General features: G+C 39.0%; 15 protein-coding genes and 1 other RNA gene. 14 read left to right on the forward strand and 2 right to left on the reverse strand.

Features of this window, described 5'->3' with window-relative positions:
- Positions 1–207 precede the first annotated feature (207 nt).
- From MHH88_RS08100 to MHH88_RS08130, 7 genes are all read left to right on the forward strand, one after another.
- The gene (locus MHH88_RS08100; protein WP_339262326.1) at positions 208–1,629 is read left to right on the forward strand and encodes a tetratricopeptide repeat-containing diguanylate cyclase; all 1,422 of its coding nucleotides are present in this window, start codon (positions 208–210) and stop codon (positions 1,627–1,629) included.
- A 446-nt stretch (positions 1,630–2,075) separates the two neighbouring features.
- Entirely contained in the window at positions 2,076–2,558 is a 483-nt protein-coding gene (locus tag MHH88_RS08105) for a DUF5590 domain-containing protein (protein ID WP_069511594.1), read from the forward strand.
- A 16-nt stretch (positions 2,559–2,574) separates the two neighbouring features.
- Positions 2,575–3,768, forward strand: coding sequence for a pyridoxal phosphate-dependent aminotransferase (locus MHH88_RS08110; protein WP_069511592.1), 1,194 nt, complete (start codon positions 2,575–2,577; stop codon positions 3,766–3,768).
- 28 nt (positions 3,769–3,796) lie between these two features.
- On the forward strand, positions 3,797–5,092 hold the full coding sequence (asnS, locus tag MHH88_RS08115) for an asparagine--tRNA ligase (RefSeq protein ID WP_024363361.1): 1,296 nt from the start codon (positions 3,797–3,799) through the stop codon (positions 5,090–5,092).
- 93 nt (positions 5,093–5,185) lie between these two features.
- Positions 5,186–5,917, forward strand: coding sequence for a DnaD domain-containing protein (locus MHH88_RS08120; RefSeq protein WP_103977026.1), 732 nt, complete (start codon positions 5,186–5,188; stop codon positions 5,915–5,917).
- A gap of 14 nt (positions 5,918–5,931) precedes the next feature.
- Positions 5,932–6,594, forward strand: coding sequence for an endonuclease III (nth, locus tag MHH88_RS08125; RefSeq protein WP_069511588.1), 663 nt, complete (start codon positions 5,932–5,934; stop codon positions 6,592–6,594).
- The gene (locus MHH88_RS08130) at positions 6,591–6,905 is read left to right on the forward strand and encodes a YpoC family protein (RefSeq protein ID WP_339262331.1); all 315 of its coding nucleotides are present in this window, start codon (positions 6,591–6,593) and stop codon (positions 6,903–6,905) included. Before nth ends, MHH88_RS08130 begins: the two co-directional genes overlap by 4 nt.
- Before the next feature lie 122 nt (positions 6,906–7,027).
- Here the strand turns inward: MHH88_RS08130 and MHH88_RS08135 are convergent, their stop codons facing one another.
- Both MHH88_RS08135 and recU read right to left on the reverse strand, forming a co-directional pair.
- Positions 7,028–9,709 carry a PBP1A family penicillin-binding protein gene (locus MHH88_RS08135; RefSeq protein ID WP_339262333.1) on the reverse strand — a complete coding sequence of 894 codons (2,682 nt, stop codon included), beginning with the start codon at positions 9,707–9,709 and terminating at the stop codon, positions 7,028–7,030.
- Positions 9,706–10,356 carry a Holliday junction resolvase RecU gene (gene recU, locus MHH88_RS08140; protein ID WP_339262334.1) on the reverse strand — a complete coding sequence of 217 codons (651 nt, stop codon included), beginning with the start codon at positions 10,354–10,356 and terminating at the stop codon, positions 9,706–9,708. The genes MHH88_RS08135 and recU overlap by 4 nt, the downstream gene beginning before the upstream one ends.
- Positions 10,357–10,739: 383 nt before the next feature.
- On the opposite strand from recU, the gene MHH88_RS08145 reads away from it, so the two are divergent.
- The 7 genes from MHH88_RS08145 (at position 10,740) to rnpB (ending at position 20,053) form a co-directional block, all read left to right on the forward strand.
- Positions 10,740–10,934: a hypothetical protein gene (locus MHH88_RS08145; protein ID WP_024363367.1), complete on the forward strand. Its 195-nt coding sequence runs from the start codon at positions 10,740–10,742 to the stop codon at positions 10,932–10,934.
- A gap of 249 nt (positions 10,935–11,183) precedes the next feature.
- A complete protein-coding gene (locus MHH88_RS08150) occupies positions 11,184–11,567 on the forward strand; it encodes a YppE family protein (RefSeq protein ID WP_103977025.1) in 384 nt (127 codons plus the stop codon).
- The gene (locus MHH88_RS08155; RefSeq protein WP_339262338.1) at positions 11,542–13,815 is read left to right on the forward strand and encodes a DEAD/DEAH box helicase; all 2,274 of its coding nucleotides are present in this window, start codon (positions 11,542–11,544) and stop codon (positions 13,813–13,815) included. The genes MHH88_RS08150 and MHH88_RS08155 overlap by 26 nt, the downstream gene beginning before the upstream one ends.
- A gap of 248 nt (positions 13,816–14,063) precedes the next feature.
- Positions 14,064–17,369, forward strand: a complete 3,306-nt coding sequence (locus tag MHH88_RS08160) for an InlB B-repeat-containing protein (RefSeq protein ID WP_339262340.1) — start codon at positions 14,064–14,066, stop codon at positions 17,367–17,369.
- 577 nt (positions 17,370–17,946) lie between these two features.
- The gene (locus MHH88_RS08165) at positions 17,947–19,194 is read left to right on the forward strand and encodes a ribonuclease H-like domain-containing protein (RefSeq protein WP_339262342.1); all 1,248 of its coding nucleotides are present in this window, start codon (positions 17,947–17,949) and stop codon (positions 19,192–19,194) included.
- A 121-nt stretch (positions 19,195–19,315) separates the two neighbouring features.
- Positions 19,316–19,615 (forward strand): cell division regulator GpsB, encoded by a 300-nt coding sequence (gpsB, locus tag MHH88_RS08170; protein ID WP_024363374.1) that lies wholly within the window; start codon positions 19,316–19,318, stop codon positions 19,613–19,615.
- Positions 19,616–19,674: 59 nt separating this feature from the next.
- An RNA gene (rnpB, locus tag MHH88_RS08175) (RNase P RNA component class B) lies at positions 19,675–20,053 on the forward strand.
- The last annotated feature ends 61 nt before the right edge of the window (positions 20,054–20,114 follow it).

Consider the following 20,114-nt stretch of genomic DNA (forward strand, 5'->3'; position numbering starts at 1 on the left):
ATTATGGCTTACTAGCATAAAGGACGGGCAATTACTATACGCTCTTTGACAAAACATTCATCATTCGATATGTTTAGTAATTTATGGGATATGATAGAAATGACGGACGAGTGTATAGGACTTCGCTTATAATTAATGAATAGGCTAACTGCTACATTAAGGTGTGATGGATAAGGGAAAATCCGAGCATAGAGAAGTGGTGATGAATTGGAGTTAACATTAGAACAATTAAACAAAACAATCCTGGAAATGCGGACGAAAGGGCGTTTGACAGAAGCTTTAACGCTTGCTGAACAGGGACTTTTAGTAGCAGTAGAAAATGATAATCATAGGCATGGACTAGATTTATTCTTCCAAAAGATATTAATTCACCATGCTTTAGGTGATACATTAAGCATGGTACGTCATATCCAAGAATATGGGGAGTGCTGCCAAAAGTACGGCACGAAAAAGGACTTTATGAATTACAATCTGGTCATGTCCTTAATCTATGATTTGGTTGGTTTCAGAGAAAAAACGGTGGAAATGACAAAAAAGTCTATTGAATATGCTACACAGCTAAAAGATATTAAAATGCTTGTACGTTGCTATAGCAATCTATGCTATTTAGAAGTTGAAAACGGCTGTTATATGGAGGCTCTTGAAGCGGCTTTTATTGCAAGAAATTATAATGAGGAGCTTGCGAAGACACTTCCTGAATTAGCGAAATTACAAGAGATTCGCATTCATAATAATATGGCGGATGTGTACATTTTAGAGGGCGATTTTGTTACTGCTCAAGCTTTGTTGAATCAGACATTGAATTCTGAAATTATTCAAAATCATAAACGAGAAAAGGTAGCCGCATTGTTTGGCTTTGGTTTTTTATACGAGCATCAACATCGACTTGAAGAAGCGGTAGACTATTACAAGCAAGCGATAGAATTAGCGCAATCCTATGGTGATAAGCCCGTTACGAAGAAAGTGATGCGCATGCTGTTAAACGTACTTTATCAATTGGATTATCGTAATGAAATCTTTGATGTGCAACGCGCCTATATAGAGCTATCAGAAAAAATGAGTGCAGATAATCTGCTTCAACAGGTGATGAATCTAGAATTTAATCGACAAAAAGAGTCACTGGAAAAAAGGGCGCTATTTGATCCGTTAACAGGTGTCCTAAATCGCCATTTTCTTGATATAGAACTGAATGATTGGTTAAATGAGGCACAGGCATGCCAGCAATATGTCGGTGTAATTGTACTCGATATTGATTATTTTAAAGCATACAATGATCAATATGGCCACTTATTTGGCGATATGGTGTTGCAACTACTTGCTACGGGGTTAAAAGATTTTTTGCATAATCAAGAAGCGGTGATTATACGTTATGGTGGAGATGAATTTATTATTTGTCTTCGACATGAGAGTATGTTGTTTTTAAATGATAGTATAAAAGAATTGCATGCCTTCATGTTAACTTTAAAATTAGAACATGAATATGATAGCTATCCACTAAAAGTTAGTTTAGGTGCCTGTTTGAATGACCAAAAAAATTATGAATATATAAAGCTTTTTAAGCAAGCAGATCGCAACTTGTACAAAGCCAAAAATAACGGGCGCGCCAACTATGTTATTAGTGCGCAATAAAAAAAATTTGCAGATTTAGTAGCATTGTAAATTTTAGTAAAAATCTATTTTCATCATTCCCACTGTCAATACGAGGCAGTGGGATAAATTTGTTTTCAATAATGGTCCTTTTTAATATAGAAAAAAGAGATTTCCCTCAAAAAGAATCTTTCTTTTTGTGAAAAAGAATAGGAACTTTTGACGGGAAAAGGCTGTCTATTTTCATGAAAGAGAAAAAAATGAAAATAGATGCTCTAATCATTTGAAAACGTTGGTTTATCAACGTACAATAAATGAAATTAGCAAACACGACAACGGGATTTTGGTGTATAATGTTGTGGTATGAGGAAAGAAAGCAGGTTGGCAAAAATGGTAAGCAAAATGAAAGTGTGCGCAGTGATCGACACGCAAAAATATCAGGCATTCTTAGCAAACAAAAAGCTAGGTGTGAAACATAAGGTGAATATATGAAAAACTGGTTGATTTTCATTTCAGTCTTTATGGTTTCCTTATCACTTGTCATTAGTATTTTAGTACTCTGGAAAGCCGAGGCTCCGTTTAGTTCAATTGAAGAAAAGGCTGAACAGTTGGCGCTTGATGCCAAAGCCCTAGCAATTGTCACGGAGTCCTACACATATAATGGCAAAAATTCGTATGTTACTGTATTCGGGGTAGACGAATACGGTGACAAAAAGGCTGTCTTTGTTCCAACGAATCTAGAAGAGGATTCCATTCAGGAAGTATTTTTGAAAGATGGTATTACGGAAAAGCAAGCATTATCGGTTTTTAAAAAAGAAGGAAATGTACAAAAGGTTCTTCATATGAAATTAGGCTATGAGGAGGCTGGAGCTGTTTGGGAAATTACATACCTGAACGATCAAGATAAACTCAACTATGTCTATATTTTGTTTAAGGACGGCGACTGGTGGAAGCGCATTAAGAATTTATAAGAGGAGTAGATCCCGAATGAAAAAATTATTAGCAAACCGAGTGAAAACTTTAACACCATCTTCAACATTAGCAATTACTGCAAAAGCAAAAGAATTAAAAGAGCAAGGTATTGATGTAATTGGTCTAGGTGCTGGTGAGCCAGACTTTAACACACCACGCAATATTCTAGATGCGGCTATTAACTCTATGGAAAAAGGTTTAACAAAATATACACCTGCCGGCGGTCTTCCAGTTTTAAAGAAAGCCATTATCGACAAACTTCAACGCGACAACAATCTTACATATAAACCGAACGAGGTTATCGTAGGTGTTGGGGCAAAGCATATTCTTTACACGTTATTCCAAGTTATTTTAAATGAAGGCGATGAAGTAATCATCCCTATTCCTTATTGGGTATCGTATCCAGAGCAAGTGAAACTAGCGGGTGGCGTGCCTGTATATGTTGAAGGAACACGTGAACAAGGTTATAAAATTACTGCTGATCAATTACGCGCAGCTGTTACAGATAAAACAAAAGCAGTCATCATTAACTCGCCAAGCAATCCATCTGGTATGATTTATTCTCGTGATGAGCTAGCAGAACTTGCGGCTGTTGCAGAAGAAAAAGATATTTTAATCGTGTCAGATGAAATTTATGAGAAGCTTGTATACAATGGTATTGAGCATTATTCAATTGCACAACTTTCAGATGCATTGAAAGCACGTACAATTGTAGTTAATGGTGTAGCTAAATCTCACTCTATGACAGGCTGGCGTATCGGGTATGCAGCAGGTGATGCAGACATTATTAAACCAATGACTGACCTTGCTTCACACTCTACTTCAAACGCGACAACAACTGCACAGTATGCAACAGTGGAAGCATATAATGGATCACAAGACACTGTAGAAGAAATGCGCCAAGCATTTGAATCTCGTCTTGAAAAAATTTATCCACAAATTAGTGCAATTCCTGGCTTCAATGTATTAAAACCGCAAGGCGCATTTTACTTATTACCAGATGTAGCAGAAGCGATGGCTCATACTGGTTATGATTCAGTAGATGCATTTGCTGCGGATATTTTAACTGAAGCAAACGTAGCAGTGATTCCGGGCTCTGGCTTTGGTGCACCAACTACAATGCGATTATCTTATGCTACATCTTTAGAATTATTAGAAGAGGCAGTCCGTCGTATTGATGCATTCGTAAAATCAAAATGGCAAGACTAATCCTTCTAACCAACTTTGGAGGATTTCTATGAAAAAAATTATGATTCAAGATATGCCACAGCATATCGGTGAAACAGTCAAGTTAGGTGCTTGGTTAGCTAACAAACGTTCAAGTGGTAAAATTGCTTTCTTACAACTGCGCGATGGTTCAGGTTTTGTGCAAGGTGTTGTGGTGAAAGAAGAAGTAGGCGAAGAAATTTTTGCGATTGCAAAAGGTATGACGCAAGAAACGTCGATGTATGTGATTGGCGAGGTGAAAGCCGACGAGCGTTCAAGTTTTGGCTGTGAACTAGCAGTTACAGGCATTGAAGTGTTACATGCAGCGACTGATTTCCCAATTACGCCTAAAGAGCATGGCCCTGAATTTTTAATGGATAACCGCCACCTATGGTTACGTTCTCGTAAGCAACATGCGGTGATGAAAATTCGTAATGAAATTATTCGTGCCACTTACGAGTTTTTCAACAATAATGGTTTTACGAAAATGGATCCACCAATTTTAACGGGTTCAGCGCCTGAAGGGACTTCAGAGCTATTCCACACTAAATATTTTGATGAAGATGCGTATTTATCTCAATCTGGTCAGCTTTATATGGAAGCAGCTGCAATGGCGTTAGGGAAAGTTTTCTCTTTCGGTCCGACGTTCCGTGCGGAGAAATCTAAAACACGTCGTCACCTTATCGAATTTTGGATGATTGAACCGGAAATGGCTTTTGTGGAATTTGAAGAAAATTTAGAAGTACAAGAACAATATGTGGAGCATATTGTACAGTCTGTTCTGGCAAACTGTACGCTAGAATTAGAGCGACTTGGCCGTGATACTTCTACACTTCAAAATATCAAAGCGCCATTCCCTCGTATTTCATACGACGATGCCATTAAACTATTACATGAACAAGGTTTTGATGATATTGAATGGGGAGATGACTTCGGTGCACCACATGAAACTGCTATTGCCAATTCATTTGACAAACCAGTATTCATTACGTGTTATCCAACAGGCATCAAACCATTCTACATGCAACCACATCCTGATCGTGATGATGTTGTGTTATGTGCTGACTTAATTGCACCTGAAGGTTACGGTGAAATTATCGGTGGTTCAGAGCGTATTCATGACTACGAATTATTAAAATCTCGTCTTGAAGAACATAACTTATCATTAGATGCTTATGCATGGTATTTAGAACTTCGTAAGCAAGGATCCGTACCGCATTCTGGATTCGGTCTAGGGTTAGAACGAACAGTTGCTTGGATTTCTGGGACAGAGCATATTCGTGAAACGATCCCATTCCCACGTTTATTAAACCGCTTATATCCATAATCGGTTAGTAATAAACAAAAACAATTGCAAAGTCGCGTAGTGAAATTTCTACGCGGCTTTTCTACTTACTTAGAAAAAAGGAGTCATGTCTACATGAATACAAAAAATAATCGACTCCGTACATGGACCGAGCAGAGAACGATACACATTCCTCAGCTCTTTTTTCAGTTTTATAAGGAGTTAAATATTGAGGATGATGAGGCGCTTATCGTCTTGCATTTACTTGCCTTTCATGTTGAAGGAAATGATTTTCCGACACCAACAGACTTAATGAATCGTCTCACAATGCCTAGTAATGAAATTACATCGCGTTTACAAAGACTAATGCAAAAAGGCTTCCTTGAGATTACTCGTGACGTTGATAAAACAACTGGCAAGCTGTACGAAAAATATTCGGTGTATCCTCTTTGGGAACGTATCTTGCAGATTATAGAATTGAAAGAGCAACAAAAATCAGCAGCTACGCTTCAGCAAGAAGAGGGCGAGATATTCCGTTTATTTGAAGAAGAAATGGGGCGTCTTTTATCTCCTTTAGAGCTAGAAAAAATTGGTTCTTGGTTAGATGAGGATAGGCACAGTCCTTCACTTATTAAAGAAGCGTTAAAAGAGGCTGTGTTTGCTGGAAAACTAAGCATTCGCTATATCGATCGGATTTTGTTGGAGTGGAAAAAGAAAAATATAACCACACCACAGGCTGCACATAAGCAAGGCGAACAGTTCCGTGAAAAGCAAAACTTGAATAGACCGCAATCCCGCACGTTACAGCAAGAAACGCAGTCGACAAATAAAGTACCATTTTATAACTGGTTAGAAGAAAGAGAATAGGGGGATTTTAGGGAATGTTAACAAAAAAGCAGTGGGAGCATTGTCTAGCTGAAATGGACCGCATGTTTCCTAATGCACATTGTGAACTTGTGCATGACAACCCGTTCGAGCTGACAATCGCCACGTTATTATCTGCACAATGTACGGATGTACTTGTTAATAAAGTAACAAAAACGTTGTTTCAAAAATATAAAACACCTGAAGATTATTTAGCGGTGTCCTTAGAGGAGCTACAACAGGATATTCGTTCTATTGGTCTTTATCGAAATAAAGCAAAAAATATTCAACTTTTATGTGAGCGACTTTTGACTGAGTACGCGGGGCAAATTCCTGCAAGTCGTGAGGAACTTGTTACCTTGCCAGGTGTAGGTCGTAAAACAGCGAATGTTGTACTATCCGTAGCCTTTGATATACCAGCGCTTGCAGTCGATACACATGTAGAGCGCGTATCTAAACGATTAGGCTTATGTCGTTGGAAAGACTCTGTTCTTGAGGTGGAAGAAACGATTATGAAAAAAACACCGATGGACAAGTGGTCGAAAACCCATCATCAGCTAATTTTCTTCGGCCGCTATCATTGCAAGGCACAAAATCCAGGATGCTCAACATGTCCGTTATTAGGTGATTGTCGTGAAGGACAAAAGCGTTTAAAAAAAGGACTGGTGACCAAAGCATGAATATTGATGCAATCACAAAAGAAAAAATTGATGAATGGTTTACAGAGTGGACATTGCTAGAAGCGCAAATACATGCAGCCCATCAGGCACGTAATGGGGAAGCAAAAGGACTTATGGAAGAGGCTATACGATTGTTTGAACGTTTAGTTTACGAAGCAGGTGAAGAAGTTATGCCCATAAATGGAGTGGAACGTTTAACTTTTATTAAAACGAAACCAGGTCAATATGCGTGTTATCGTCAAATAGATGAATTATTTAAAGAAACGAAAAAACGAACAGCACGTTTGCGCTTACAGGCGACCAAACGCTAAAGAATACATGTTAGATAAAAGGTTGTCCGGTAAGTGATTGAACTTACGGACAACCTTTTTTATTAATATAAAAACAGGAGTAGAAAATATTTCATTTTCTACTCCTGTTATGTTTAGATTAACTATTGTTCACTATCGTTATCTTCGTTTGGCACTACGGGGTCAGTTGGCGTTACAGGAGGTTGGCTACCAGCATTATTGCCATTGTTGTCAGTGCCATTGCCAGTATTTCCATTGTTACCGTTATTGCCGCTATTACCACCGTTGTTGTTATTGCCATTATTGCCGTTGTTGCCATTGCCGTTAGGATTGCCATTGTCCTCACCATTGCCTTGATCAGGCGGTGTAGGTTGTTCAATATCTGGATTATCTGGATCTTCGGTACCTAAATCCTCATCAGGCATGCTCGAAATCTCGAAAGATGTCGTTCCTGGTTCACTGCGTGTACCATCTACAATCGCTACGACAGAAATCGTGTATTTCCCATCTTCTAATGTGTTGCTAACAGTTAAACCTTTATTGTCAGTAGTACCAAGCACTACCGTTTCGCCACCTTCACGTGTAGCAGATACTTCAAAAGTAGTAGCCATTGGTTCATCTGTTTCTGGGTCAAGAATGGCATCATGTTCCCAGCCAATATTAATAGATTGACCTGCTAAATCTAAACTTGCACTTACATTGTAAGGTGTAGAAAGTTCAGGTGCTTCATACTCATTTGAAACCTCTGTAGGTTCTGTACCACGAACAAATAGTTCTGTTTGGCGCAATTCACTTGGAGTATAATCACTAGCTAGTTTCAATGGGCTAGAGCCTACTTCAATCGTCGCTTCTACAACCGAGCTTGGTTTTTTGAAACGTGCAGTTTCAATGTTCGCAGAAAGGTCTTTCATAATATTTTTAAATAAATGTTGTGGTAAACGGCGTTCATCCCATGTTGTGATTGGATCTGAACGTTTTTCGTAACCACTCCAAATAGCGATTGAGTAATTAGTAGTGTAACCAGCAAACCATGAATCTGGCACACTCGTATCTGGTAAATTATATTTATTAAATTCATCATTTGAATAGTTAGTTGTACCTGTTTTACCAGCAATATCTAAGCCTGAAACATTCGCGGCTGTACCTGATGCATCTGGTTTATTGCTGACTACATCACGTAACATATCTGTGACCATATAAGCCGTGTAATCTTCCATAGCAACTGTAGATTTTGGTGTATAGTCTTTCGTTGATTTGCCGTCGCGGTAAACAATTTTCGTTATGGCATAAGGATCAGTGTATACACCGTTATTCCCAAATGCCGCATAAGATGCTGCCATTTGAATAGGGGACATTGTAATGTCACCACCACCAATTGCATCTGCCTCGTAAGCATTTTCTGCTTTAATTCCTAAGCGTCCGATAAATTCTTTCGCTTTGTCAGCGCCAACTTCTTTAAACGTTTTAACAGCTGGCACATTTCGAGAAGCATATAACGCTTTACGTGCTGTCATAGCACCTAAATACTTCCCATCCCAGTTTGTAATCGTTTGGTTTGTACCTGTATATTTCATTGGATCATCGACAAGTGTTTTACCTGTTGACCATTTTAAATATTCAATTGCTGGACCGTAATCAAGTAATGGCTTCATTGTTGACCCAGGGTGGTTAACCTTTAAGTCATCTGCATAGTTAAATGTACGGTTGCCGTAATTTCGTCCACCGCCAACTGCTTGAATTTGACCCGTTTTTGTATCAACAACAGCAACGCCCGATTCAATTTTCTCTGTTGGGAAATTGCTATCGTCGTTCATGATGTTTTCGACAATTTGCTGTGCATTCGGATCGAGTGTTGTGTAAACTTTAATACCTTCAGCCATAGCAGAACCATCGCCATTATTTTCTAGCTCATTAATGACGATATCTAGGAAGGCATCGTATTTAGAACCAGCAAATGATTGGCGTGTAGCATCGTCTGAAAGACCTGCTTGCACATCAACTTTTTTCGCTTCTTCCATTTCAGCTTTAGTAATTTTTCCATGCTGGTACATTAAGCCCAAAACTGTATTTCGGCGTTTCTCTGCCAGCTCTGGATTTTTTAATGGATTGTAAGCGTTTGGACGTTGAACTAAGCCAGCTAGTAGCGCTTCTTCATCCAATGATAAATCTTTTAACTCTTTACCATAGAAATATTGAGCTGCTGTCCCAAAGCCATAAATACGGCCGGACATCAACATTTTATTAAAGTACATTTCAAATATTTCTTCTTTTGAATATTTGCGTTCAAGTTGGAAAGCAAGCCATGCTTCTTGTGCTTTACGTTTTAATTTTTTCTCATTTTGTAAAAATGAATTTTTGACAACTTGCTGTGTTAATGTTGAAGCCCCTTGTGCCCCAAAACCATCACGGAAGTTGGCAAGTATTGCACCACCAAGACGATAAAAGTCCATCCCATGATGTTTAAAAAAGCGAACGTCTTCTGTTGCTAGAATGGCGTTAATCATATCTTCTGGAATATCTTCGTATTTTACGTATTTTCGATTTTCCGCACCGATTGTGGCAAAAATTTCACCGTTTTTATCATAAAATTCAGAGGAAACGGGGTCCTTCAATAAATCTTCATCAAGTTCTGGAGCTGTACTTGCATAATAGGCAAATACACCTGCCCCGCCGACTAAGCCAACAAGCCCTATAATAAGTATTGTTAGAACAATACGCTTGAACCAAGCTTTAGGCGAAGATTTCGCTGCTTTCGGCGCTTTCTTTTTATTTTTTTGAGCGAGAGCTTTTTGATGCTCCCCGCGTGTTTGACGACGTTCACTCATTTTTTTATCTCCTCACTTTCAGAGCCATGACTTGTTGCTTCAATAAACTGTTGGAGAACAGGTAAATAATCGATACGTGGATAATAGCTTGTTGGAATTTCATAAGCTTCCTTTTCTATGGTTGAAAAGGGAATCGATTTACGTTCACCATTGTTCATTGCATGCCAGGCCTTTTGTAAAACTTCGTATGGCACTAAAAAATACCGCTCAAAAGCTGAAAAACGAACGATAATAAATGCCACACCATTTTGTTCCTTCACTTGCTGCATATGTTTCATTTGATGTGTGTGTATATTTTTTAGTGGAAAGCTCGTCTTCGAGGCGGTCTCCTTTGCATCAAAATCAATATAATGCCCATTCCAAACACCATTGTAGTCAGTTGTAGAGGGCGTTCGGAAATAAGCTTCACGAATAACGGCAGCACTTCGTGATGGATACTCTACTTTGACGATTTGTACGGGAACAGGTTTCTTATGAATAATCGCAAGTTGCCTTTCTAAATAATAGTCGTTTGCTTCATTAATTTCATCTTCAAGCGTTTTCCCACGATTACTATAGGAGAAGTCCTTCTTTCTCCCCTTTTTTTCTGCTTTTTGAATAGCTTGTGCAGGGGTATAGATTTTCCCATTTGGATAACGAATTGTCACTTAGCTCACCCTCTATAATACTGCTATTATACACAATAGTTTACCATGATTTTTGTAGAACTTCATCACAGTCAGCACATTGCTCTAAAGTTAGATGACAATTGCTAATCCGTGGCATGATTCGCTGTTTAAAGTAGAAAATTCGCCAAGGAAACAACTGCATTCGTCATAGAAATTGTCATAGTAATGCTTTCGTTTATTGCTAGATTCGTTGAAATAGAGTCTTTTATCAGCACATTTACGAATGCTACTCATAGGTAGCATTTATTAAAAATTTATCGAAATACTTCTTCTTTCAGCTAACTTACGCTTTTTTTGTCACGCATGAAGGTTATTTTATACATGCGAGGAATACATAAGTAAAGATAAAAGGAGGCGTTGTATTGAACAAATTAGGACAATTAGTTGCACAGTTGGATCTGGTCAATCAATTACTTATCACGAGGGTGTCATTAGAAAATAATGCACATAGCCTGCAATTTTTTATGCAGCTCAAATCTGTTAGCCAGAAAGTAAGCTTAGCAGAAAAGAACTGGCAAGTAAAGAATGCTTGTTCGCCTATTAGTAGTGAAAAATGATAGACTTTGGTACACTAACCTCATACCTATAAAAATGATTCATTAGATGCAATCATTTAATGCTTTTAGCGAGTGTTAAGAATGACGACAAGACGCTTTCAGGTAGTTTGAGTATGTCGTAAAGATAAGAATAAGGCATATGAACCTGAACTTATGTTTTATCTACATTTGACACAGTAAATTATTGGTTGGACATGATAATCACACAATCATTAGCTAAAGGTACAATGAAAGAGATGAGGTGCGAAATTGTTATTAATACAGCAAACTTCCATATTAATAGATGAATGTGAAAAATGTGTTGCACGCTTTTGGCAAATGCGCGAGGAGGATCGGACACCAGATTTTTTTGCAGAGGTCAAGCCGCATGCGGATGTCATCCATCAACTGCTGAAAGAGTGGCAGCAAGAGGCGACTGCTTGGATTGAAAAAAACAGACCGAAATATATGCATATAGGACAAATTGCTTCAGCGGTTGAATCAATGGAGCAATTTGTTGTGCAATCTTTTTATAAAGAAACAAGTAAAAAACGCTTTTTAGATGCAACGCATTCTACTTCCTATACGTTAAATAATTTTTATCGCTTAGTGAAGGAGGCGCAACATAATGTTATCGAAAAAACGGACAATTAGTGCATTGTTAAATGAATGGCGCTATGATGACGAATTAAAAGAGCGGATCATTCATTGGCACACTTTAGAAGGCCGCGATGCTAAAAACGCGCCTTTCCCAGAGAATTTACATCCTGCACTTGTTAAGGCATTACATGCCCGAGGAATTACACAATTGTATACACATCAACGGGAAGCGTTTGATTTGGCATCGAGTCGTAAATCCTTTACTGCTGTAACACCGACAGCATCTGGGAAATCTTACTGCTATCATTTACCTGTATTACAAAAAATTTTAGAAGACCGCAATGCACGAGCAATTTATCTATTTCCAACGAAAGCGTTAGCACAGGATCAAAAAAATGATTTAAATGAACTGATTGAACAGAGTGGAGAGGACATATTAAGCTATACGTATGACGGTGATACGGCTCCTGGCATTCGGCAAAAGGTGCGGAAAGCAGGGCATATTGTGATGACCAATCCAGATATGCTACATTCAGGTATACTACCGCATCATACAAAGTGGGTATCGCTCTTTGAAAATTTGCAGTATATCGTTATTGATGAATTACATACATATAAAGGTGTATTTGGTTCACATGTGGCACATGTAATTCGCAGGTTGAAACGTATCTGTGAATTTTACGGTAGTAAACCTGTTTTTATTTGTACGTCAGCAACGATAAAAAATCCAAAAGAATTAGCTGAAAATTTAACAAATGATACCCACACTTTAATTGCTGATTCAGGTGCTCCGGTTGGTAAAAAAACATTTCTCTTTTACAATCCACCGATTATCCATAAAACGTTTGGCGTTCGGCGTAGTGCGGTTTTAGAGGTAAGTGATCTTGCCAAAAGACTTTATATAGCTGGCATTCAAACGATTATTTTTGCTAAAAGTCGTGTGCGTGTTGAAATGATTGTGACGTATTTGAAAGAACTGACGCGCAATAAGCTACAAGACGAATCTGTGCGTGGCTATCGAGGGGGCTATTTACCTTCAGAGCGACGTGTTATAGAACGTGGGCTTCGTGATGGTACGATTCAAACCGTAGTTAGTACAAATGCGCTGGAGCTAGGGGTGGATATTGGTCAATTACAGGCATGTATTATGACGGGCTACCCGGGAAATATCGCAAGTGCATGGCAACAAGCGGGTCGTGCTGGCCGACGTCAAGACGAGGCGCTTATTATTTATGTTGCACAGTCTACGGCACTAGATCAATATGTGGTAGATCATCCACTCTTTTTACTAGGGAGCGACCCCGAGGAGGCACGGATATACCCTGAAAATATGTTGATTTTAATGGATCATCTTAAATGTGCGGCGTTTGAGTTACCTTTTACAACAAGCGATACGTACGGAGAATATGACATACAAGAACTGCTCGACTATTTAGCAGAAGAAGGTGTTATTTTTAAAACGAGTGAAAAATGGCATTGGATGAGTGATCGGTTTCCTGCACATGATATAAGCCTCCGTTCAGCATCTCAAGAAAATGTTGTAATTATTGATATGACAGTACCTGCTCGTACGAAAGTCATTGGGGAAATGGATCGCCATAGTGCTATGACATTATTACATGAAGAAGCAATCTATTTGCATCAGGGCATTCAATATCAAGTAGAAAAACTTGATTGGGAAGAAAAAAAAGCTTTTGTGCGAGAAGTAGATGTTGATTATTACACAGACGCGAATTTAGCAGTTGAGATGAAAGTACTTGAAGAAGATCGAAGTCGCAACTATCAAGGTGGGACTATTAGCTTCGGCGATGTAGGATTAGTCGCACAAGCTACCATCTTTAAGAAAATTCGCTTTGGTACACATGATAATATTGGCTCTGGCCCGATTCATCTACCACCTGATGAAATGCATACCAGTTCTTCTTGGCTCTCGTTTTCGTCGCCGCAAAAGTGGACTGAAGAAGAGCTGACAGATGCAATGATGGGTGTAGCCTATGCGATGAATGCCTTTATACCATTATTTATTCAATGCGATAGTAGTGATGTCGCGGTTGTGCCCCAAGTAAAAGCAACGCACAATGACCAACCAACGTTTTTTGTTTACGATAAATATCCAGGTGGAATTGGTTTAAGTGAAAAAGTGTATGATTTATGGGAGGATTTAGTGACAAAGGTACAGCATCATATTACAGCATGCCCTTGTAAATCCGGTTGCCCATCCTGTATCGGTCCGCAAGAATCTATCATTAATTCAAAAAGTAAAGTTATTAAACTGCTTCAATTGCTAAGCGGAAATTATTAGTTTATAAAATAGCACACGCTACAAAGAGGGATGAAATTCTTTGTAGCGTGTTTTTTTACGCTGTTAATAAATGCTAGCATCATAATTTGTGTAGTTTTACAATTTTAACAATAATAAAAAAAATCAAAAAAATTGAGCGCGAATCTGAAAAAAATATTTTCTATTAGGCCATAAATCAGTATTATTAAAAAGTAGAAAAAAGATAAATATTTAACTGGCAATTTTAGGTTAAAGAGTGGGGGACACGGATGAACAATCAAAAGCAATTTCGGCTATCGGTTGTATTACTTGTAGTAGTTACAATAAGTATAGTTCTATTTTTTGGGGGAAGTGCTAAAGCCGCTACTTCTGATGTTTTGGATCAAGAGCAGACGAGTTATTCTGGTAATGTTTGGGTTAATTCAGATTATCCACGCTATCAAACATTTACGCCTTTCTATTCTGGGCAACTAAGCAAGATTGATATATGCATATTTGATAGCATGAGTTCTCCTGGGGCATTAAAAGTAAGTATTTATAAGGAGGGGGATTTATCGACACCCCTTGGCTCTGCACAATTAGCATCATTCGGCTCGGGTTGGACATCGGTTGATTTTTCAAGCATATTACCATATTTGACGAGGGAAACGATGTATCGAATGGTTGTTTCTACTGAAAACGGTGGCAGTGCTGGTTTTGGGTGGTTTACAAGTCACAATGATGCGTATTTAAGAGGGTACGCCCCAGCAATTGGAATGGATTTCACTTTCAAAACGTATATGATTCCTGATTACGCACTATCCCCAACAGAGAGTCAAGTGACAATCAATAATATTAGCCTTGTAGCGGATGGGACAAGCCAGACGACTGTCACTATCCAGTTAAAAGATGCACAAGGACATAATATTACTACTGGTGGAGAGGCTGTAACGATTGCGTCATCATTAGGAACGGTTAGTGCTGTGACAGATCATAACAATGGTACCTATACGGCAACTCTAACTGCTCCAACGACAATCGGTACTGGTAGCATCAGTGCAAGTGTCGGTGGTAGCGCGATACCAACAACGGCTAGCGTGCAATTTGTCTCAGGTCCACCATCATTAGCAAAGAGCACCGTTACTGTTAATGATAATTCGCTGCTCGCGGACGGAACAAGCCAGACGACTGTAACCGTGAAGTTGAAAGATGCGCAAGGAAATGATGTTACAACTGGTGGAGCGACAGTAGCTATATTGTCAACACTAGGGACAATTGGTACTGTCACAAATCATAACAATGGTACCTATACAGCGACTCTAACTGCTCCTAGTACTGCTGGTACGAGTACAATCAGTGCAACTGTTAATGGCAATGCCATTGCTGCCACGACTAGTGTACAATTCACTCCAAAACCTGCACAAACAGTGGACGCTACGGTGGCATCCAATACGCCAACAGTAGGTTCCGATAATATGATTACGTTATCTGTAAAAAATGCATTAGGAGATATAGATACAACATTTAATGGCATAAAAAATGTTACTATTTTTGGCTACAATCAAGCACCAAATGGTTCAATTGGTCACTTAAATGGACAACCATTGACTTCATCAAGTCAATTAGTCGCTTTAGGCTTCACGAACGGAGTAGCTACAGTGAGTTTGAAATTGAATGCAGCAACGACACAGTCAATCGGATTTATAGTGTCAGGTGTAAGCACCGCTACTACAAATTCGTTAACGATTACGCCAGTTGCGGGAAGTGCAGCTAGCATGAAGGTAACGACAGATCTTAAAGCTCCCACAATAAATGGAGGGATATTTAGTCAACAACCTGTAGTGACGCTTTATGATGCTTATGAAAATATAAGTGTCAACGATTATACAAAAGTTATAACCGTGGCGAAAAAAGACGCAGGCGCATGGATGTTAACGGGGACGCTAACAGCGAAAGCAAATGCGGGAATCGTCAGCTTTTCCGATTTAAGGTCAGTGAATGCAGCGAATGTTTCTGGCGCACAGTTATCATTTGACGCAACAGGACTAGGTCAAATAACAAGTTCAGCCGTTACATTATTGCCAAAACCATTTACGGTCAGCTTTGATGTCAATGGTGGAAGTCCAGTAATAGACTTAACCATTTCTTATGGCGACAAAATCATTGCCCCAACAGCGCCAACGAAAGCAGGTTATACATTTGCTGGCTGGTACAAGGATGCAACGTTGACTACCGAGTGGGATTTTGCGACCGAAACAGTGACAGAGAATACAACGCTGTATGGAAAATGGGACGCAAATAGTTATACGCTGACATTTAACACGAATGGCGGCACTGCGGTAGCCCCAATCCCTACAACATATGGCGAAAAAGCAACCGCCCCAACAGCGCCAACGAAAACAGGTTATACATTTGCTGGCTGGTATAAGGATGCACCGTTGACTACCGAGTGGGATTTTGCGACCGAAACAGTAACAGAGGATGCAACGCTGTATGGGAAATGGGAAGCAAAAAGCTATACGGTGACATTTAACACAAATGGCGGCACTGCGGTAGCCCCAATCCCTACAACATATGGCGAAAAAGCAACCGCCCCAACAGCGCCAACGAAAACAGGTTATACATTTGTTGGCTGGTATAAGGATGCAACGATGACTTCTAAGTGGGATTTTGCGACCGAAACAGTGACAGAGGATACAACACTGTATGGGAAATGGGACGCAAAAAGCTATACGGTGACCTTTAACACAAATGGTGGTACTGCGGTAGCCCCAATCCCTACAACATATGGCGAAAAAGCAACAGTCCCAACAGCGCCAACGAAAACAGGTTATACGTTTGCTGGTTGGTATAAGAGCGATACTTTGACAACACAATGGGACTTCCTGATAGATGTGGTGACAAAAGATACAACGCTCTATGCAAAATGGTTTGTAAATAGTTCATCTGGTAGCGATGGTCAATCTTCGACACCAACAACGCCGTCTGTACCAGAGAATCCAGAAACGCCATCAAAGGAACCAAGTAATCCTGTGGAAACGCCACAAACTGAGCCATCAAAACCAGAGATCGAGCAAGAAATTATTTTCTCTGATGTTCCGAAAACGCATTGGGCATGGGAGATGATTCAGGACATGACGAGAAAAGGAATTATTACTGGCTATCCAGATAAAACATTTCGTCCGAATGATTACATTAAACGTCAGCATATTGCCGTTATGTTTGCACGTGCTTTTGAGCTAGAACCAATACGTGAGACGGTACCATTTAAGGATGTTTTGCCGAGTCATCCATATTATGAAGCTATTACGAAATTGTATCAGGCAGGGATTGTCGATGGTTCAAATGGAGAATTTCATCCAGATGCCTTTCTGACTCGTGCCCAAATGGCTAAAGTACTTGTAGAAGCGTTACAGCTAACACCAGATGGTACAAGTCATTTTAAAGACGTGCCACCGACACATTGGAGTTACAACTATATAGCGACCTTACAACAAGAAGGAATTGCATTAGGGGATGATGGCTACTTTAAACCAAATGATCCTATGACACGGGCACAATTTGTTGCATTGATGTCCCGTGCGATGAATCGCTAACAGAAGAAGCACATCTTCTCTCTTTTTACATAAGTGAGAAGATGTGCTTTACTAATGATTAAGATTGAATATGATAGTGTTAGAGGATCTAATTATTGAGGGAAGTAGTGGCTTAAAAGCGTTTTTGGTTGGAATAATTGTTAAACAATTGAAACAGTGCTTTGTCATTATGAAACTACCTAGAATAGAGGCTTGTATAAAAATTAATGTATGGACGCTTTTGTAAATGAAGATATTCATTTGCCAACAATCGTTGCATAACAATTCATTATGGTACGTATGATAACATTGGCTTTCTTCACCATATCTAAAATGTAATGTGATTACGTACACCATTTTTGACTAACGGCTTGAGGCAATGATCGGTTCAGTATTGTGCGATGCGCCTTTATGTTGTTTAGATTTGGTATGATAGTATGTAGCATAAGAGATTCTAGGTAATCTATAAGGTTATACAGTTGATATATTTTAATAAGTTTCTTTAGGCAACAGGCTTTCCACCTTAATTGATAGCAGGGAATGGATGGCTTGCTACAAAGTATTGAAAAATTTTACAGTCAGAAAATGAGTGAAGTCGATGTCTTACGAAAATAAAATACTACAGATGAAAAAAATGCTTGGAAAAAAGGTGCAAAAACCAGTCGCTAATGAGCAATCAACGTATCAAAAGCCGATTATACCAAACTATGTTCATCAGTGGGAGAAAGCTGGTCTTACGCGTATTGATAATGAGTTTGGTATTGTTTTTAAGCGACAAGTGCATTATCCATTCCATTATCAGCATGGTCATTATCCATTACAGTCATTTTTTGATGCGCTCACTAAATGGCAATCTGCTGATTTTGATCATCCTTATGCATTAGATGTGGATGAAAATGTCCTGTTTTTTGATACAGAAACGACAGGGTTAAAAGGTGTTGGAACACAAATTTTTCTTCTTGGTTTTTTAGAAGTGACCAAACACGATTTTGTATTAACACAATATGTCTTAGCTGATCCAGCACATGAAGCAGCCTTGCTATTTGAATCAAGGCTTTGGCAAAAAACAGCGACGATTATTACGTATAATGGCAAAAGCTTTGACTGGCCACAGCTAGAAACACGTTGGACACTCAACCAAAAAGTTCTACCTAAACTTCGTACCCAGCGCCAAATCGATTTATTGCATAGCTCGAAGCGATTATGGAAAAATGATATGGAGCGGTTGAAATTAAAATCAGTAGAAGAAGAAAAGCTTGGTTTCTCACGCGTTGGGGATATACCGGGCCATTTAGCGCCAATCATTTACTTAGATGCAGTGAAAAGTGGTGTGCCAGATGCGCTTATGAAGGTACTTGTGCATAACGAGTGGGATTTGCTGTCGCTCATTACCTTGTATGTTCATTCTACTTACTTATTATTTGAACAATCGAGTGACGAATCAGCCAATACCTACACGAATATCGGGAAATGGTATGCTGATTTAAAGAAACGTCCACAAAGTGTTAACGTTTTAGAAAAGGTAACAGCACAATTTGATGCGCGTGAAGCGGGAAATGCCCAATTTTATCTAGCCATGCAACTAAAAAAAAATAAGCAGTATAGCGAAGCAATTGATGCCTTCGTTGCTTCACTCCATTTTATAGAGCCACGAAAAAAGTTGCAGGCACTAGAACAACTAGCCATAATCTATGAGCATCACATAAAAGATATGAAACAGGCCCTTGTTTATACATTAGAAGGCATACAACTGATTACTTCGACTGAGGATTGGCGGATGGAACAAAAACAAAAATGGGAAATTTCTTGGGAAAAGAGATTGCACAGATTAGGAAATAAGCAATAATTTCCCGGGGAAGCGCAAGAAACGACAAGTTTAGCCTTACAATTAATGTTTTCAGACGATATAATGTTATGAAATATGCTATAATGAATTCGTGTATGTAGTGCGAGGAAGGGCGATGTGTATGGACATTAAATTAACTTCAAAAATGATTCTTGAAAAGGAATTTAAGAAAAATTTTAAAGGCTATAATGTAGAAGAGGTCGATTCTTTTCTGGATGAAATTATTCAAGATTATGAATCGTTTGAAAAAGTAGTTGCTCAATTAAGAGAAGAGAACAGACAACTAAAAGAAGAAATTGAGAATACACCAAAGAGACAACCACAACCAGCCGCATCCGCAGCGGGAACAACCAACTTTGATATTCTAAAACGTCTTTCAAATTTAGAAAAACATGTATTTGGTAGTAAACTTTACGAATAATTTTTATCATTTACATTGTATTTATCATAAAAGTCTAGTATAATCTTTGTATCATCATGAAATTCGAGTAATCGCTGCGGCGCTAGACGTCGTAGAGGAAAGTCCATGCTCACACGGTTCTGCGATGGCCGTAGTGTTCGTGCTTACTGAAAAAATAAGGTAAGGCAGCTTAAAGCTGACGGCGGAAGGAAGACCTAAGTCTATTGGATATGGTCGACACTTCCTGAAAGTGCCACAGTGACGAAGCTTGTTTGGAAACATACAAGGTGGAACGAGGTAAACCCCACGAGTGAGAAACCCAAATTATGGTAGGGGCACTCTCTTGAAGGAATTGAACGGATAGAGGGACAGAGTTCGCTCTGTAGATAGATGATTACTACCCGGTCGTACGAGGCGTAAGCTGTTTGAGTACTCGGGAACAAAACATGGCTTATTGAATTTTTTGATGCTTATCTACGAAATAACAAGCGCTCTCCAATTCGGTGGAGAGCTTTTCTTT

This window comes from Lysinibacillus sp. FSL K6-3209 (genome assembly GCF_037976175.1).
Lineage (GTDB): Bacteria > Bacillota > Bacilli > Bacillales_A > Planococcaceae > Lysinibacillus > Lysinibacillus sphaericus_D.

Coding starts and splice junctions, on each gene's coding strand:
- MHH88_RS08105 (WP_069511594.1), top strand. CDS start 2,076: ATGAAAAACTGGTTGATTTTCATTTCAGTCTTTATGGTTTCCTTATCA.
- MHH88_RS08110 (WP_069511592.1), top strand. CDS start 2,575: ATGAAAAAATTATTAGCAAACCGAGTGAAAACTTTAACACCATCTTCA.
- asnS (WP_024363361.1), top strand. CDS start 3,797: ATGAAAAAAATTATGATTCAAGATATGCCACAGCATATCGGTGAAACA.
- MHH88_RS08120 (WP_103977026.1), top strand. CDS start 5,186: ATGAATACAAAAAATAATCGACTCCGTACATGGACCGAGCAGAGAACG.
- nth (WP_069511588.1), top strand. CDS start 5,932: ATGTTAACAAAAAAGCAGTGGGAGCATTGTCTAGCTGAAATGGACCGC.
- MHH88_RS08130 (WP_339262331.1), top strand. CDS start 6,591: ATGAATATTGATGCAATCACAAAAGAAAAAATTGATGAATGGTTTACA.
- MHH88_RS08135 (WP_339262333.1), bottom strand. CDS start 9,709: ATGAGTGAACGTCGTCAAACACGCGGGGAGCATCAAAAAGCTCTCGCT.
- MHH88_RS08155 (WP_339262338.1), top strand. CDS start 11,542: ATGTTATCGAAAAAACGGACAATTAGTGCATTGTTAAATGAATGGCGC.
- MHH88_RS08160 (WP_339262340.1), top strand. CDS start 14,064: ATGAACAATCAAAAGCAATTTCGGCTATCGGTTGTATTACTTGTAGTA.
- MHH88_RS08165 (WP_339262342.1), top strand. CDS start 17,947: ATGTCTTACGAAAATAAAATACTACAGATGAAAAAAATGCTTGGAAAA.
- gpsB (WP_024363374.1), top strand. CDS start 19,316: ATGGACATTAAATTAACTTCAAAAATGATTCTTGAAAAGGAATTTAAG.